13 protein-coding genes are annotated in these 16,082 nt (G+C 69.1%); 3 read left to right on the forward strand and 10 right to left on the reverse strand.

Translation table 11 applies throughout. The features are described 5' to 3' along the window. Nucleotides 1-19: 19 nt before the first annotated feature. Together DFQ13_RS36050 and DFQ13_RS29495 are read left to right on the forward strand one after the other, a co-directional pair. Complete coding sequence (locus DFQ13_RS36050) at nt 20-391, forward strand: hypothetical protein (RefSeq protein ID WP_181400204.1); 372 nt, start codon at nt 20-22, stop codon at nt 389-391. Nucleotides 392-636: 245 nt separating this feature from the next. Continuing rightward, on the forward strand, nt 637-2,310 hold the full coding sequence (locus DFQ13_RS29495; RefSeq protein WP_233438632.1) for an ABC transporter ATP-binding protein: 1,674 nt from the start codon (nt 637-639) through the stop codon (nt 2,308-2,310). A 50-nt stretch (nt 2,311-2,360) separates the two neighbouring features. On the opposite strand, the gene DFQ13_RS29500 is transcribed toward DFQ13_RS29495, so the two are convergent. The 4 genes from DFQ13_RS29500 to DFQ13_RS29515 form a co-directional block, all read right to left on the reverse strand. Beyond that, a complete protein-coding gene (locus DFQ13_RS29500) occupies nt 2,361-3,455 on the reverse strand; it encodes a sensor histidine kinase (RefSeq protein WP_233438633.1) in 1,095 nt (364 codons plus the stop codon). Further along, complete coding sequence (locus DFQ13_RS29505; protein ID WP_110082132.1) at nt 3,452-4,111, reverse strand: response regulator; 660 nt, start codon at nt 4,109-4,111, stop codon at nt 3,452-3,454. The genes DFQ13_RS29500 and DFQ13_RS29505 overlap by 4 nt, the downstream gene beginning before the upstream one ends. Before the next feature lie 142 nt (nt 4,112-4,253). Continuing rightward, nucleotides 4,254-5,414, reverse strand: a complete 1,161-nt coding sequence (locus DFQ13_RS29510; RefSeq protein WP_219994694.1) for a heparan-alpha-glucosaminide N-acetyltransferase domain-containing protein — start codon at nt 5,412-5,414, stop codon at nt 4,254-4,256. 994 nt (nt 5,415-6,408) lie between these two features. Beyond that, a complete protein-coding gene (locus DFQ13_RS29515; RefSeq protein ID WP_110082134.1) occupies nt 6,409-7,476 on the reverse strand; it encodes a sporulation protein in 1,068 nt (355 codons plus the stop codon). A gap of 367 nt (nt 7,477-7,843) precedes the next feature. On the opposite strand from DFQ13_RS29515, the gene DFQ13_RS29520 reads away from it, so the two are divergent. Next, nucleotides 7,844-8,488 carry a DedA family protein gene (locus DFQ13_RS29520; protein WP_110082135.1) on the forward strand — a complete coding sequence of 215 codons (645 nt, stop codon included), beginning with the start codon at nt 7,844-7,846 and terminating at the stop codon, nt 8,486-8,488. A 1,319-nt stretch (nt 8,489-9,807) separates the two neighbouring features. On the opposite strand, the gene DFQ13_RS29525 is transcribed toward DFQ13_RS29520, so the two are convergent. The 6 genes from DFQ13_RS29525 to DFQ13_RS29550 form a co-directional block, all read right to left on the reverse strand. After that, a complete protein-coding gene (locus DFQ13_RS29525; protein ID WP_035283824.1) occupies nt 9,808-10,074 on the reverse strand; it encodes a hypothetical protein in 267 nt (88 codons plus the stop codon). A gap of 228 nt (nt 10,075-10,302) precedes the next feature. Next, the gene (locus tag DFQ13_RS29530; RefSeq protein WP_110082136.1) at nt 10,303-11,532 is read right to left on the reverse strand and encodes an ABC transporter permease; all 1,230 of its coding nucleotides are present in this window, start codon (nt 11,530-11,532) and stop codon (nt 10,303-10,305) included. Next, the gene (locus DFQ13_RS29535) at nt 11,523-12,206 is read right to left on the reverse strand and encodes an ABC transporter ATP-binding protein (RefSeq protein ID WP_035283819.1); all 684 of its coding nucleotides are present in this window, start codon (nt 12,204-12,206) and stop codon (nt 11,523-11,525) included. Before DFQ13_RS29535 ends, DFQ13_RS29530 begins: the two co-directional genes overlap by 10 nt. Further along, nucleotides 12,203-13,417, reverse strand: coding sequence for a peptidoglycan-binding domain-containing protein (locus DFQ13_RS29540; protein ID WP_146241398.1), 1,215 nt, complete (start codon nt 13,415-13,417; stop codon nt 12,203-12,205). The genes DFQ13_RS29535 and DFQ13_RS29540 overlap by 4 nt, the downstream gene beginning before the upstream one ends. Next, nucleotides 13,414-14,277: a hypothetical protein gene (locus tag DFQ13_RS29545; RefSeq protein ID WP_110082138.1), complete on the reverse strand. Its 864-nt coding sequence runs from the start codon at nt 14,275-14,277 to the stop codon at nt 13,414-13,416. Before DFQ13_RS29545 ends, DFQ13_RS29540 begins: the two co-directional genes overlap by 4 nt. An 86-nt stretch (nt 14,278-14,363) precedes the next feature. Next, nucleotides 14,364-14,765, reverse strand: coding sequence for a hypothetical protein (locus tag DFQ13_RS29550; protein ID WP_110082139.1), 402 nt, complete (start codon nt 14,763-14,765; stop codon nt 14,364-14,366). Nucleotides 14,766-16,082: the final 1,317 nt, after the last annotated feature.

Below are 16,082 nucleotides of genomic sequence, written 5' to 3' on the forward strand. Positions count from 1 at the left end.
TCGAGCCGAGGAAGGCTTCGTGGATGTCGTCGCGTATCTCCCAGCGGGTGCGCAGGCGGCGGAACCGGTGCAACAACGCCAAGGCTCGCCCGACGACCCAGCGGCGCACGCTGAGCCCGGAGCCGTGTTCGACGCCGCGGCGGGCGATGAGCGCACGAGCCGTTCGGCGGGGGCGGAGTCGATGGGCACGACCACCCCGGCGAGCACGATCTCGGCCACGCGCAGCATCGCCTCGGTGTTCAGCGCGATCTTGATCGACCGGTCGTCGAGCAGACCGATGACGACGCCCGCGGTCACGAGGCCGATCACGCCGATGTGGGTGGACAAGGCTGTGGCCGGTGTGTCGGCCGCGTCGCGGTGCGCTGTTCCGGAGAAGTCCGGTATCCCCTGACCGGCTGTCCGCACCCGGCCACTCGACTGGGCGCTCCGGCTGGTCCGCGGGTGCCGCCGGGCGGTGGCGGGGACGAGGATCGTGAGGCCGGTCCGCGGTGGCGTTCCCGCCTGCCCGGATCGCGCTCCACGTTCACGACCGGACAATCGGAGTTGTTTCCCGTGCACACCCTGATCGACCGCACGACCTTGCGGGCCCTTCTGGAGCATGCCAGACCGCAGCGGCGCACCATCCTCTGCGGAGGGTTGCTCGTCCTGTTGAGCGGTCTCGCCGCCGCGGCGCTGCCGTTGGCGGCCAAGGAGTTGGTGGACCGCCTGGGCGCGGGCGGCGGGATCACCGGCTTGCTGGTGCTGCTGGTCGGTCTCGCGCTGGCCGGTGCCGTGATCGCGATGGCAGGCAACTACCTGCTCGAGCGTGCCGCCGAGTCGGTCGTGCTGGGCGCCAGGAAACGGCTGGCGAGGCGGTTGCTGTCGTTGCGGGTACCCGAGTTCCAGCGCGCCGAGCCGGGCGATCTGCTGTCCCGGTTCACCGGTGACACGACGTTGCTGCGCGAGGTCTGCACGCACGCCCTCGTCGGATTGATCACCGGTACGGCGACGACCGTGGTGATGGTCGTGATGATGGGGACGATGGACCTGGTCCTGCTGGGCATCACCCTGGCCGTGCTCGCGGTCGTGGGCCTGCTCGCGCTCGCCGGGATGCCGATGATCGAGAAGTCCTCGCACGCCGCGCAGAGCGCTGTCGGGGAGACCGGCGCACGGCTGGAGCGGGTGCTCGGTGCCTTCGGCACCGTCAAGGCCGCCGGAGCCGAGGCCAGGGAGATCGCGGCCGTCGAACACGGTGCCCGGGAGGCCTGGCGTGCCGGTGTGCGATCGGCGCGGTGGGAGGCCTTGGTGCACGGCGTCAACGGTCTCGCGGTGCAGGCGTCCTTCCTCGCCGTGCTCGGTGTCGGCGGCGCGCGCGTCGCGACCGGCGCGATACCGCTGTCCACGCTGGTGGCGTTCCTGCTGTTCCTGTTCTTCCTGGAGGAACCGATCGGGCAGGTCCTGCACGCGGGCAGCAAGCTGCAGATCGGTTTCGCCGCGGTGCGCAGGCTGCGTGAGGTCGAGCAGATGCGGACCGAGCCCGTTGGCACCGGCGGCACCGTCGCCGCCAGGCCCGCCGAGCGGGGTGGAGCACGCCTGAGCTTCTCCGACGTGCGGTTCCGCTACGGCCCGGACCTGCCGGAGGTCCTGCGGGGCGTGAGCGTCGAGGTGCCCGCGTCGGGCATGACCGCCTTCGTCGGGCCGTCCGGCGCGGGCAAGTCCACCCTGTTCGCGCTGATCGAGAGGTTCCACGAGCCCGACTCGGGTCGCATCCGCCTGGACGGCCGCGACCTCGCGGACTGGGACTTGGCGGGGCTGCGGGCGGGCATCGGCTACGTCGAACAGGACGCGCCCATGCTGTCCGGGTCGTTGCGCGAGAACCTCGTCTACGGCCGCCCGGACGCGACGGATGAGGAGGTCCGCGACGTTGTGGCGCGGACGAGGCTGGACTCGCTGGTCGACCGGTTGCCCGCCGGTCTGGACACCCCCGTCGGGCACCGCGGTGGCTCCCTGTCCGGTGGGGAGCGGCAACGGGTCGCGCTCGCTCGCGCGCTGGTCAGCCTGCCGCGAGTGCTGCTGCTGGACGAGATCACCTCGCAACTGGACGCCGCGAACGAGATGGCCATCCGGGACGTCGTCACCACAGCGGCGAAGACGATGACGGTGCTCGTGGTGGCGCACCGGCTGTCGACGGTGACGCAGGCGGACCGGATCGTGGTGCTCGACAGCGGCACGGTGCGGGCTGTCGGCACCCACGACGAACTCGTCGCGAGCGATCCGCTCTACGCCGAGTTCGCCGCCACGCAGCTTCTCACCGGCGAACGCGGCGGGTGAGCGACGGCCCTGCGGTTCGCCGCAGGGCCGTCCCTTTTCCCGCTCGGGAGTCAGCCGTGTGCGGTGAGGGGAAGGATCAGCCGCAGCTGGAAACCGCCGTCGGCCGTGGGGCCGGTGTGCAGCTTGCCGTTCAGCAACGCCGCTCGTTCGTGCAGGCCGACCAGGCCGTGGCGGGCGCTGGGGAGCGCGAGGTGTGGCCGGGTCGGCCGGGTGTTGGTGACCGTCACCGTCAGGTCGGTGTCATCGTGGCTGATCTCCACGACGGCGCAGGCACCCGGCGCGTGCTTGCGCACGTTGGTCAACGCTTCCTGGACGGTGCGGTAGATCGCCCGCTGCACCGGCGGTTCGAGGCCTTCCGGAACGTTGCTGACCAGCTGCGCGTCGATCGCACTGCCTGCGATGAGGCGTTCGAGGTCGGTGAGCGTGGGCTGCGGGGTGAGCTCGGTGGCCGGGGTGCCGGAAGCGCGCAGCAGGTTCACCATGTGCCGCAGTTCGTCGAGGGTGGTGACCGACAACTGCCGCACGTTCGCGGCGGCCAGCTTGGCGTCCGGGTCCGCGGTGCTGACCTGGAGCGCTGCCGCCTGCACGGCGATCAGGCTCACCTGGTGGGAGACGACGTCGTGCATCTCGCGGGCGAGCTGGTTGCGTTCCTTGGCCAGGATCGCCTCGGCGTCGAGCCTGCGCTCGTGCTCCCTCGCCTCCTTCACCTCCTCCAGCCGCAGCGCCAGCTCGCGCCGGGAGCGCAGGAACTGGCCGAGCAGGATCGGGGCGAGCGCGGTCATCGTGAAGTAGATGACCCCGAGCAGCGTGTAGGAGTTCCAGATCGACGGGGCGAGGTCCGCCGTCGGAAAGACGAACCCGGCCGCGGCCAGCAGCCCGCAGCCCGCCAGGACCCACCAGTCGCGGGAGCGGCTGGAGACCACGTAGAGACCGATGATCGCCGGGACGATCGCGCCGGGGGCCAGCACCGCGGGCAACGTCGCCAGGAACGCGGGCAGCGGCAGGCGCTCGAGCGCAGGCAGGGCGAGCACCGCGATCGCGATCGTGACCACGCCGTACGGGTCCTCCTCGCTGATCATCGTCAGCACGCCCTCGGCCACCGCGAGCGCGAGCACCGCGAGGCGGACCGGAATCCGGGGGTTCACCGGGGCTCCTGATCGCCTTCGAGCAGCCCGGCGCGCTGCGCCACGAGAGCGGCCTGCACCCTGCTGCCGACGCGCAGCTTGGTGAGGATGGCGCTGACGTGGTCCTTCACCGTGCCCACGCTGATGTGGATTCGCGCGCCGATCTCGGTGTTGGACAGCCCCTCGGCGATCAGCACGAGCACCACGCGTTCCCGGTCGGTGAGCAGACCGACCTGCTCGGCCGCGTCCGACCCCGCGCCGGACCCCAGGTAGCCGTCGACCACGGTCCGGGTGACCTTGGGGGAGAGCACCACGCCGCCGTGGGCGAGAGTGCGGACCATCTGCGCGAGTTGTTCGGGGCCGGTGTCCTTGAGCACGAACCCGGACGCGCCCGTCCGCAGCGCGGTGGCGATGTACTCGTCCGAGTCGAACGTCGTCAGCATCGCCACGACCGGCGGCGGCTTGAGGCCCTGCAACCGGCGCAGGATCGTGAGGCCGTCCACGTCGGGCATCCGGATGTCGAGCAGCACGACGTCGGGCTTGAGCAGGCTGATCTCCCGCACCGCCTGCGCCCCGGTCGGGGTCGCGACCACCTCGATGTCCCCGGCCGCCTGCAGGATGAGGCGGAACCCCGTCCGCACCAGCTCCTCGTCGTCCACGACGACCACCCGGATCATGCGTTTCTCCTTTGCGGACCTGTACGGGTGCAGTCTCCCCGCCACCGGTGCGGGCCCGCCATCCGGGAGCTGGCGGACCCTCCCCGCCGACCGGCGGGTTCGGGCCTGCCGGTCGGCGGGGAGGACCCGGTTCGTCCGAACCTCAGCGAACGCGCTCCGCGGGCTTGGTCGCGAGGTTCAGCAGGTACTCCAACGGGCCCCTGCGGAAGAAGCGGGACCAGCTCCAGGCGAACACCGTCACCCCGAGGATGAACAGGAGCACCGGCGTCCAGGAGGTCCGCGATTCGTTCCCGCCACTCGCCAGTTGGGGCGACAGGACGAAGTGGCCGACGTAGGCGGTGAGGGACATGGTGCCCACCGAGATGACCGGCGCCGCGAGTCGGCGCAGCAACGGCAAGCGGTCCAGTGCCACCGTGGCACCGATGATCACGGTGATCGCGACCCCCACGCAGCCGATGACGTCGAACGGCATGCCGCTGTGCGGCCCCGCCGTCAGCAATGACCACACCGACCCGAGCCCGTCGGGCGACGCCGTGTCACCCATGGCGCCGAGGTCTTTCGGACCTGACTTCGCACCGGTGGCGGAGAGCCACCGCCTCTGTGTCTCCGCGGCCGTCCGCACGCCCTCGAACAACCGCGACATCAGCCACGAGGTGCCGTGGGCGAAGACGGCCAGGCCAGGGCCGAACACGGCCAACCGTCGCCGTACGGTGTGGGAGGACAGGTCCAGCCTGCCCAGCGCCATGCCCGCGGTGACGAACGCCATCCAGGGGATCGCCGGGTAGAGGCCGGTGAGCAGCAGGTCGAGCACGCCCACACCGCCGACGAGGTCCAGCGGGTCGTAGGCCTTGAGCGCGGTGCTGACCGGCTCGGTCACCAGTGCCTTGACGCCCAGCGCCAGGGGCGGCAGCACCGCGGCGAGCACGGCCGCGGTGATCGCGAGGGTGCGGGCGCGCAGCCGCACCAGCGGCAGGGCCAGCAGGAAGTAGACGCCGTAGAAGGCGAGGATGACCACGCCGCCGTAGAACGCGGCCATCACGGTGCCCAGCGCCAGGAGGACCACCGCCCGGATCGCGATGCGCACCTTCGCCTGACGACCGGCCAGACCTGTCTTGGGCTCCAGACGGCCGGCGAGCAGCACGAGGGAGAACCCGGCGAGGGTCGCGAACAGCGCGGACGAGCGCCCCTCGGCCAGGTGCCGCACCCAGGAGCCGATGCCGGTCGTGGCGGTGGCCGCGGGACCGAGGTGCACGACGAACATGCCGAACACGGCCAGGGCGCGCGCCAGGTCGATCCCGACCAAGCGTCCTGTCGACGGTGCGGGCGGTGTCGCGTGTTGGTGACGTGCTGATTCCCGCGCGGGTGAGATGTCGTCTGGTGGCAGCTGTTTCACAGCGACACTGTCGTGGGAGCGCCGAGTGGGCGACCACCCGTCAGGTCGCGGTGCGGACCCCGCCGGTCGGCCGGACCCGCGCAGCCGACCGGTCCGGCCGCGCAGGTCGGTCACGAACGGCCGATCACCCTGGACGACAAGCGAAATCCCTGCCGTGCGGTGACACGGGCAGGTAGGCGCGGCTGACCGCGTTGGCGGTGCGGGGAAGCGCGGCCGAGTCCGGGTAGGCCATGGACATCGGCCACCACCACGACCGGAGCCGGCCCGTCGTGCTCGCGGGCGAACGCGCCGAAGGTGCTCGCGAAGGCGGCCCGCGTCGAACCAGTCGCGCGGAGCCCCCGGCTGACCGGGCAGCAGCACCACGACCGGCAGCCGCGGACGAGGCGTCGCCGCGTACGCGGGCGGCAGGCAGGTCCACGCCGGTCGCGCCGCGAACGCACCGGGAATCGCCGCCTCCGACACCGTGCCCTTCTCAGGCAGGTCAGCGGGCCTGCGCCACCCATCGGCGAGCCGGTGCCCGGCGGGGACCTCGAGCACGCGCGCCGCAGGCGGTGCCGCCTCGTCCGGGTCCACCCTGGTATTCGTGAACACCTCGAGCACCGCACGCGTGGTGGGGCACAGGTCGAAATGTGCGTTGCTCGCGACCAGGGCGCTTCCCGTCACGACCACCTGTCCCTGCGGATCAGCAACGCGATCACGGCGAGCACCCCGGCCACGGTCGCGGCGACGGGGGCCGGTCCGGTGATCACCGGCAGGTCCGGGGTGCCCGGCATGCGTTTCGTTCTCCCCGCAGAAGAGGAGCGTGGCAGGTGCCGGGGAGGCCGCACCTGCCACGCTGGTTTCGACGGGCCCGCGGCTGAGGGCTGTTGACGCCGCTCACGCCCGGGAACCACATCGAGGTGGGTCAGCCCTCGTCGTCGCCGAAGAACTCGTCCGCCATGCCGCCCAGCGCCATGCCGCCGAGCACACCGCCCGCGCCGGCGGCGAGCATGCCGCCCATGCCCGCCCCGCGTCGCTGGTCCTGCTGGTGGTCGTGGCCGCCGTGACCGGGCTGGCCGCCGAAAGCGCGCTGACCCCCGTACACGGGTTGCCCGCCGTGACCCATCGGTGCGCCGGAAGCGGGGTTGTGGCCCGGCTGACCGCCGAACGCCGGGTCGGGAGCACCACCGCCGAAGGCGGGGTTCGTCGCGGAACACGCGGCGACCCGCGTCAGCCACGCGCCGATGGCGGAAACCCAGTCGGTGGCCCGCGCCTCCTGGTGGGATACGCGGAGATGACCGGTGGTGTCCCCACCGGAGTTGAACCCGCCCCGCCGCCGGTCGGCCCCGAGGATCACGCGCAGCTCGTGCGCGGTGGCGACGAAGGTCAGCTCGACCTGGTCGACCCTGCCCGAGAACTGCCCCGGCGGGACGAACTCGAGCTCCTGGAAGAAGCCGAGCTCGTGCGCCACCCCAGGCAGGTGCCCCGTCTCGACACCGGTGCCGCGGAACGAGAAACCGAGCTGCCCGAAAGCGTCCAGCACCTCGTTCTGCGACGGCAGCGGACCCACCAGGACAGCGTCGAGATCACCCTTGTCGGGAGCGCCCGCGATGACCAGCTCGGTGCGCACGCCCACGCTCATCCCCGGCAGCGCCGCACCCGCGACCGCGGTGATCGGCGTCTCCCACGGCAACACCAGCCGGAACGGGACCGACACCAGTCGACCCGCGGGCACCCGCAGGTCCTGCTGCACCACCGACCGGGAGAACTCCGTGCCGTCACCGCGTTCGTCGTCGTGGCCGAAGGAGAAACCGCCGCGGTCGACCCGGGTCACGAGGGACAGCACGACCTGGCCGATCTCGGCGTCCGAGCTGCCACCCTGGACGCGGACCTGTCCGGTGACCGACTGGCCGGGCACGGCATGCGGCGAGTCCAGCACGGTGTCGACCGACGGGCCACCGATGCCGAAGGCACTCAGCATCCGGTTGAACATGAGAAGCTCCCCTCCTGGGACGGAATGACCGAACCCGTGACGCATCCCAGTGTTGTGGGCCACCGGTGCCGCCCCCACCTGCCGGACGTCCGGAACAACCCGCTGCCTGGCTGGACCCACCCCCGCCGGTCGGCACGCTCCGCACCCCCGGCCCTGGAAGGCGGTGCGGTTCTCAGCGATGCGGACGAACTCGGAGAAGTCCAGCCGACCGGCGATGACTTCCGGCCAACTGACGGGGTCACCGTCCGCAGGCAGGACTCCACGCTTGCTGCTGAGGCCGATCACCGCTTCGGACCACACAACGACGAGTGGGCCGCGGTGTTGTCGGTGACCTTCTTGCTCGTCCTGCGTCCCCCTGGGGGAGTCCATGTCCTTTCTGACCGATGCCCTCGAAGGGCTCGCCGGTCTGCCGCAGCCCGCCGTGCTGGCCGTGACGGGTGCGTTGACGCTGGCGGAGTGCACCCTCGGGGTGGGGTTCCTCGCGCCGGGGGAGACCGCGTTGCTGCTGGCGTCCACGACGGTGACGAGCATGTCCCGGTTCGTGGTCATGTGGCTCGTGGTGACGGCGTGCGCGGTCGCCGGGGACAGCATCGGCCACCACCTTGGGCGCCGTTGCGGTGATCGGCTGCGTGACAGCCGGATCGTGCGCAGGATGGGGCAGCAGCACTGGGACAAGGCGGGAGACCTGTTGCGGCGCCGAGGTGCGCGGGCGGTGTTCGCCGCGAGGTTCCTGCCGGTCGTGCGGACCCTGGTGCCTGCGTCGGCGGGTGCGTCGAAGCTGGAGTACCGCCGGTTCTTGCCCGCGTCGATCGCGGGGGCGGGGTGCTGGTCGGCGTTGCACATCGGCATCGGCTCGGCCGCGGGCGCGTCCGCGAAGTACGTCGAGTCGGTGTTCAGCGGGGCGATGTGGGTCGTACTGGGTGTCGTGGTGGTGGTCGGCGTGGTCGTGGTGCTGCGCAGGCGCAAGCGGGCTGCGGCGGCCGAAAGCGAAGAGCTGGAGGAAGTCGTGTGATCGCCGGTTCGCATCACCTCAGCGGTACCACTGGACTCCCGGTCTTTCCACTTGCGCTGTGACCAGGAAAGCTGGTGGGCGGTGTCGCGGAACCGTTTGGGCGACGAGCCGACCACGCGGCGGAGCGTCGTGCTGAACGCGCTTTCGGATTCGTAGCAGGCGGCGAAGGCGAGTCATGAGATGGATCGGTTGTCACGGCACAGGGTGCCGCGGGCGAGGCTCATGCGCCGTTGGACGCGGTGGTCCGGGGAAGCGGTGCCGACCTGGTTCTTGAAGGACGCGGCGAACGCCGAGTGCGGAACGCGGCCGTTCAGGTCGCTCCCGTTGACGCCTCCCTGCCACCTCGGAGGAGCGTCTCGCCGCGCTCGAAGTGGCCGCCCGAGGATACGTCCGCACCCAGCGGCCCGCGAGCACCCTGCGCCCATGACGCTGGCTGGAAGGTCTGGCCGAGGTGCGTGGCCGAGCCGGGCGTCTCGGACGCCTTGGCGCCAGCCGGGGCGCTCGTGGGCTTCGTCGTGTGGCTGGAGCGCCAGGAGGCCCGCTCCCACGGCCGTGGACCGCCGCGCCTGGCTGGTGCCGTCGTCGGCCTGCGAGGGGGGCGGTGCGGAGCCACCCGAGGTCACCACAGAGGCCGCCAGGGCGGTGCTGAACGGCTACTGGCGTTGGCATGCCGAGGCAGGGGAGATGCGTGGCCGGGGTATGGCCACGGCGATCGCCATGGCGGTCCGAAATCCCGCGGTAGCTCCGATGTTTCGGCAGCCCGTACCTGCTTCCACGATCGGGGGTCCACAAGGATGCCCGATCGGGTCAACGACGCTGGAGCAGATTGTGACCCTGTTCGGTGCCCGACGGGCACGCTGCTCCAGATCTGCTCCATGCCGGTGCACCACTGTCCACTCGGGACGAAAAAAATCATCCGCTGACCGTGTTTTCGCAGGTCAGCGGGTGAAAATGTACTGCTGTTCAATTGTGGAGCTGGGGGGACTCGAACCCCTGACCCTCACACTGCCAGCACGGACGGATCATGCCGCTGACCTGCGGAAATGGAGAACATCCTGGTTGGGTGGTGCGGTTGATTGCAGCTGAGTACGGTTTGCGTCCTTGGGTGGTCTTCTTCGCGAGAGCTTGCTCCACATCTGCTCCAGCCGACCGCCTGTTGCGCTGCGTGCACCTGTCATCGGTCGCCAGGGTGAACGCGCTGCTGTCGTCGGGGCCGAGTCCGTGTCTTGGTGCGTCCTCGGCTCGATCTCATTCTGTGTGCTGGCGTCTTGGGGTGTTCTCGTCGTCAGGTTAGGAGCGGGTGGCTGTGTTCGTATCGGTCAACCTTGGGTAGTACTGCAAGCCGCCGACCCCGTTGTGGATGTCAGGGTGGCTTGGAGGCTGTCTGACTGGCTGATGAGCCGGTCGACGAAGGCCCGAGCGCCCGCGAAAGCGGTGCCGCCGGTGAGCACGGCCAGCGGTGTCGAGTGGGTGGCGGCACGCAGCAGGATGCCCGCGGCGATGGCGGTCAGCAGCGAGAGCAACAGCACGAGGGCAGTGCGGACGGTGGAGTGCTTGGGCTGGGGATCGTTGGGGGCTTTGTCCATCGTGTTCCCCAGGTGAAGGCAGTGCCGATCTGTCCCCCAGGTCTCAGGGCTCGGCTTGCGAAGACCCCTGATCCGAGGTCTCCTCTGAAGTGTCACCTGCTGCCCGATCAGTTGACACGGGGTGGTGGGAGAGGGTGGATCAGGTCATGGATTTCCGGGTGTTCTCACGTGCTGTGTTCTGGTGGATCTTCTGCTGGCCCAGCGTGCGAGGTGGCTGAAAATTCCAGGTCAGCGTTGCAGTGCGGCGACCGGCTGCACGGCGGTGGCCCTCCATGCGGGGATGAGTCCGGCCAGCAATCCGGCTGCGGTCCCACCTGCGACGGCCAAGGCGGCCGAGGGCAGGTCGACGACGGGTTGCCAGCCGTTCCACAGTGCCACCGCGACGACGGTCAGCACGCCAGTCGCGCTGCCGAGCAGGCCACCTGCTGTGCCGAGCAGGGTCGTCTCCCCGATCAGCTGGGCGAAGATGTGCACAGGTCGCGCGCCGACGGCGCGGCGCAGGCCGATCTCACCGACCCGGGACCTGATCTGGGCGGTTGCCGCGTTGCCTATTGAAACAGCGCCGATCGCCAGTGACACGAACGAGAGGATGACGGACAGTTGCGTCACGTTCGCTTCGACTTCGCGGCGCAACGTCTTCGGGTCCGGCGGTGCGTTGGCCGTCAGCGCCGTCGGGGTGGTGGGCGAGAGGGCCAGGGGCGCCTGTGCACCGATCAGGGATGCGGCCCCGGGTATCGTCCTGATCACGACGTCGTGCTGCACGTCGGGCATCCCGTCAGCCAGTCTCGCCGCGCTGCTGTATGGGACGACAACACCGGCCAATGTCTCCGGCTTGCTCTCCACGTCGTCGAAAACACCGATCACGATGTACGACCGGTCATTGATGAACACGGCGACACCAACTCGATCGATCGCCAGGCGCTCGGCGGTGCCGATCGGGAGCAGGGCGACCGGTTGGCCACTCGAATGGTGGAATCCGTCGAATCCCCGCCCGAGGACGATGTGCGGTTCGATGACTCGCAACGCCCCGGCGTCGACTCCCATGACCCTTGTCGGCGCTCCCTCGTCGAGGCTGAAGGACCGGGAGACCGCCAACTCCGGCAGCAGCAGGCGCCTGCCCGCCGACTCCACACCGTTGAGGCGATTCAACCGGTCCAGTGCCACGTCGGACTGCCAGTCGGGTTGCTCGTCTCGGTGTGCGCGTTCGGCACCTGTCCCGCTGGACGCGGGCGCCACTGTGACCTCGGTGGCCCGGCGCACGTCGAAACTCTCCGACACCTGCCCTGAGATCGTCGAGGAGATCCCGAGCGTCGCCACGAACGCCGCCGCACCGAGAACCGTGCCGAAGGCCGTCAGCAGGGACCGTGCGGGGTGTCCGGTGACGGAATGCAGGGCCTCCATGGCCAGATCACCGAGGCGCAACCTCGCGGGTACGAGTCCCAACGACTTCAAGGACATCCGGCTGCCTCCGTCACGGAACCGTCGCGCACGGTGAGTATGCGGTCGCCGCGCGCGGCCACTTCGCGGTCGTGCGTGACGATGACCAGTGTGAGGCCATCGCGGTGCAGCTCATGCAGCAACTCAAGCAGGTTTTCGGTGTTGACCGAGTCGAGGTTGCCGGTTGGCTCGTCGCAGAACAGCACGGCGGGTTCCCCCGCGATCGCCCTGGCGATCGCGACCCGTTGCTTCTCGCCACCTGACAGCGTCCTGGGGTCCGCGTCCGCGCGGTGGGACATGCGCACCCGGTCGAGAGCCTCCGCTGCACGGTTCCCTCGCTCCTTGGGCGAATGAGGTCCGTAGAGCATGCCCAGTCCGACGTTCTCCACTGCCGTCCGTCCTGCGAGCAAGTGAAACGCCTGGAACACGAATCCGAAGAGTTGACCCCGTACCGCTCCCCGGACGGCTTCGGTCATCGCGCCGGAATCGACGCCCTGGATGAGGTACTGCCCCCTGCTCGGCTTGTCGAGCAGGCCCAGGACGTTCAGCAGCGTTGACTTCCCGGCGCCGGACGGTCCGGTGATCGTGATGTGGTCACCTGCTTGGACGGTCAGATCCGTCTCCCGCAGGGCCATGACTTCGTGACCGTCGTCGTACACCCTGGTGACGCCCCGCAAGTCGAGCAGGGCACTCATCCGATGGCCCGGCCCACGACCACCGGCGTGCCCTCGGTGAGCGCGGTGGGTGGGTCGACGATCGCCACCCACCCGTCGGCCGTTCCGCCGACGCGGACGTCGTGGTCGGTGGTGGCGCCGCGATCCTCGACCGTGACGAAGGTCGAACCGTCCATTCGTGAGTACACGGCGGTGATGGGGACGGCGAGCACCGGGGCCGCGCCAGTCGTGTCACCCACCGTGACCCGAACGGTGTGGTTGGGCGTGGGTGCCAGGGCCGGTCCGCGGAAGACCAGACGAACGTCGTACCCAGGCGCCCCGTCGGACCCTTGCCTCGGTGTGGTCCCCACGGTCTCGACCGCCGCCGTGGACCTCGTGCCACCCACGTCGTCGATCACCTCGGCGGCCGCACCCGGCCGCAGCGCCCCGATCTGGTCTTGGCCGACCACCGCCGTCACCGTCGCCGGTCCGGCGTCGAGTTCGAACAGCGCCTGAGACTGGCCGTTTCCCCCGGACTCTCCTGCACCGGGTGCGGCGGTCTGCCCCAAGACGTCGCCGATGGCCACACCCACCTTGCTGATCACCCGGGTCGGCCGGTCGATGCGGATCACGTGCGCCTTCGACAACGCCACCGCAACCGGCGGGTGCACTTCTTCCTGTGGATCGCCTGCGGCCGGGGTGGCCGTTGCCGCCGGCGGGGCGGACCGTTGAGTGAGTCGATAGCCGCGCGCGAGGTACATGCGTCCGAGAGCGGCCTGGGTCGCCGCGTCGAACGCGCCGGAGCCGGGGACCCGATACCCCATGCGGCGCAACGCCTTCTGCACCTCGTGCACATCCGGCCCGGTCATCCCGTCGCTGATGTCCCGGTACAGGGGAAACGGCAGAACCAGCGGGAAGACCGGTTCCCCGGAGACCTCGACGACGACTTTCCCCTCGACCAGGACGTCGCCTGCACTGACGAAGACATTGGTCACCACGGCGTTCGGTCCCGTGACCGGCGCCGACACCCCGATCGACGCGCCTGCCTCGACCTTCCCGCGCAGGAGGACCTTCTCCACCAGCGTCTTGCGCTGCGCGGCCACGGTGATCAATGAAGGTGGGGGCGCGGCTGCGTCCGCGGCGACCTGCTCAGGCGACTTGAGTGACGGGGCGACCCAGGTCGCGGCTCCGAGAACGACCGCGAAGGCGAGCGTGATGACAACCGGCCGGACCCACCGCCTGCGTCGGGTCACCGGCCGAGCACCTTCGCCGCCTCCTTGGCGGCGGCCTCGATCGTGGGGTTCAACTCGACGAACTCGACGGCGTGGTCCTCGACGATGGACCTCTGCTCTTCCTCGGCCACCTGGTCCGCCTTGGCGAACAGGCCGGTCTCCGTTCGACACCGCACGAGGGCGACAGCGAAGTCGACCTCCTGTTGCGTCGGCACGTACTCGATGGCGGGAGTTGGCGGGTGGACCGTCACGGTGGTGCCGCCGTCCTCTCCGGCAGGCTCGCTGCCGCCGACGTGGCTGCCCAGCTTGACACCGAACGACTCGGGCGAGCCGGGGTCCCCACCCGCAGCGGTGAAGCCGCCTGCCGACAAACAGTCGATCACGGCGTCGCGGAAGTCCTCGCCGACCTCATCCAGGACACCGCCGTACTCACTGGCCAGGGCGTTGCCCAACTGGTAGTACTGCCTGAAGGGACCGGTGTCGACGACCGCCTTCCAGGCCGTTTCCTCGCAGTGGTCGATTGCCGAGTTGTACGCGGCATCCCCCGCCCCGGACACACGTCCAGGGGTCGCAGGCCGTGGCTTCCCCAACCCGTACAGCCTGGCCTGCTCCTCGGTGCGCGGCTCGAACGGGTCGGCCTCGAACCCGAAACCGGGTTCCGTGTGCACCGCCAACAGGTTCGAGAACTGCGAGTACCCGCGGTCGACCATGCACTGGGACTGCAACTTGATCTGCGCGTCGTTGATCAGCGCCACATCCGCGCTGCGGAACAGGTCGAACGGGCGCTGCGCCCCCGGCGGCAGCGGCGGTAGAGCCGGGCGGGCCTCCGCCGCGCAGGCCGTTGCAGTCGGGATGACGCCGACCACGATCGCCAAGATCACGGACAGTTCCCTGCGTGGCTTCACTGATCCTCCGTTGGAACGCGGGCACGGCGTCGCCGCCGTGCCCGCCACGGCTCCGCTACCCGCTACCTGACGGAGGAGTAGTTGTGGTGGCCGTTGTCGTCGTTGACATCACCGTTGAAGTTCTGCCAGAAGTTTCCTCTGGAGAACCGCTGGTAGTCGTTGTTCTCGAACAAGTCCCACTCTTCGTGTACGAAGACGTCGTTGACCGTGTCGCGGTTGTTGATCGAAGACGCCTCCCCCTTCAGCTCAACGTACCCCGGAAAGGTGTACTCGCCGTGGTCGGCGGGGTTGTAGAAGTGCTTCTGCGGGACCCCGCCATTGGAGTGTAGCGCGAAGCAGTGTTCCCCCGAGTTGCAGTCCGAGCTGCCGTCGCCGACGTCGTTGGCCGCTGCGACACCAGGAACGGCGATACCGAAGGCGAGCACCAGACCGGCGGCGGCGAGCGCCTTGGTCGCGAATCCCATTACTGACCCCTCTGCAATGTGGTGCCCGAGAGCCGGGCGTCAACGAAGTCGACATTAAGATCGGTGACCGTCATGCCGCATCGGCCAACCGCGTACTTATGGCACAGGCTTGCCGTGTGTTGCGTCATAGTGCAATCTCGAGTGTGGTGATTCGACGAGTCAGATGTCCGCGTGGCCGTTGATGGCAAAATTGGCTTGCCCAACTCATGAGATGGTAGTACGCAAGGGTTCTCAGGCTGAGGATGACGCATGCGGTCGGCCGGTAGTCGGGGTGACCATGCAAGCAGTAAGCGCGTCTTGATCCCGATGCTGGACATCAGGTGCGCTTGGATTTTGATGGTCCGGGTGGATGTAAGACCTATATGCATGGGTGATGAATCCCATGCATGGAAGCCAAGGTCGAGGCGGTCGTGGTGTTTCAGCCGTAAGTCGATGAAATGTACCGCATCAACCGGAGCAAGTGGTTGTGGCGCCTGTCTGCTGGCTACGCGAAATAATCCAGAACTAATTAAGATTCGATGAATGGTGGTGTCTGCTGTGGATTCGAGAGGGTAGTAGTTCACTCAGGGATGCGGGTACATTCAGTTCCGGTTTCGCGCATCCGTCGCTCGCCGTCGCGCAGGCGGGTGGCGAAGGCGTTGTAGTCGAGCTCTTCTCGCTCCAGGTGTCGAAGCTCCGCGAGGTGGGGTTCGCCGGGCCATCGGGTGCTTGCCCAGGGTATTGCATGAATTCTAGGTGGAAACGCTTGACTAAGTGTGATCCCCGGTAAGAGGTCAGCTGTGCGCCGAGGGGGATAACCGGCGCGGTGGTCATCGGTTCGGCAAGGTGGTCTCGTCCGGGTTCGTGTCGCTGAGGACGTGTCGGTGCTCAGCGGACATCGAACCGACTTGGGGGTTGTGCGTGATTGGGCTTCGTGGATACTCGATATCGCATATAGCCTGTTCAGGCAGGGCCTCGCTGGCCCTCCGGGGCCAGCGAGGATCGCAACGAGCGCACCCGCCGCTACCTCGCCGAACACGCCCCGCAGCGCCGGCCCTCCCGGGCCGGCGAGGATCGCAACTTCACTGTCAACGACGCCGCTATGGCGCAGGCGCAGGCAGCGCTGGTGGCCCGAGCCGAGGCGATCAACATGGAGGTTCGGAATCCCGCGGTAGCTCCGATGTTTCGGCAGCCCGTACCTGCTTCCACGATCGGGGGTCCACAAGGATGCCCGATCGGGTCAACGACGCTGGAGCAGATTGTGACCCTGTTCGGTGCCCGACGGGCACGCTGCTCCAGATCTGCTCCATGCCGGTGCACCACTGTCCACTCGGGACG

It is taken from the genome of Actinokineospora spheciospongiae (assembly GCF_003182415.1).
Taxonomy (GTDB): Bacteria; Actinomycetota; Actinomycetes; order Mycobacteriales; family Pseudonocardiaceae; genus Actinokineospora; species Actinokineospora spheciospongiae.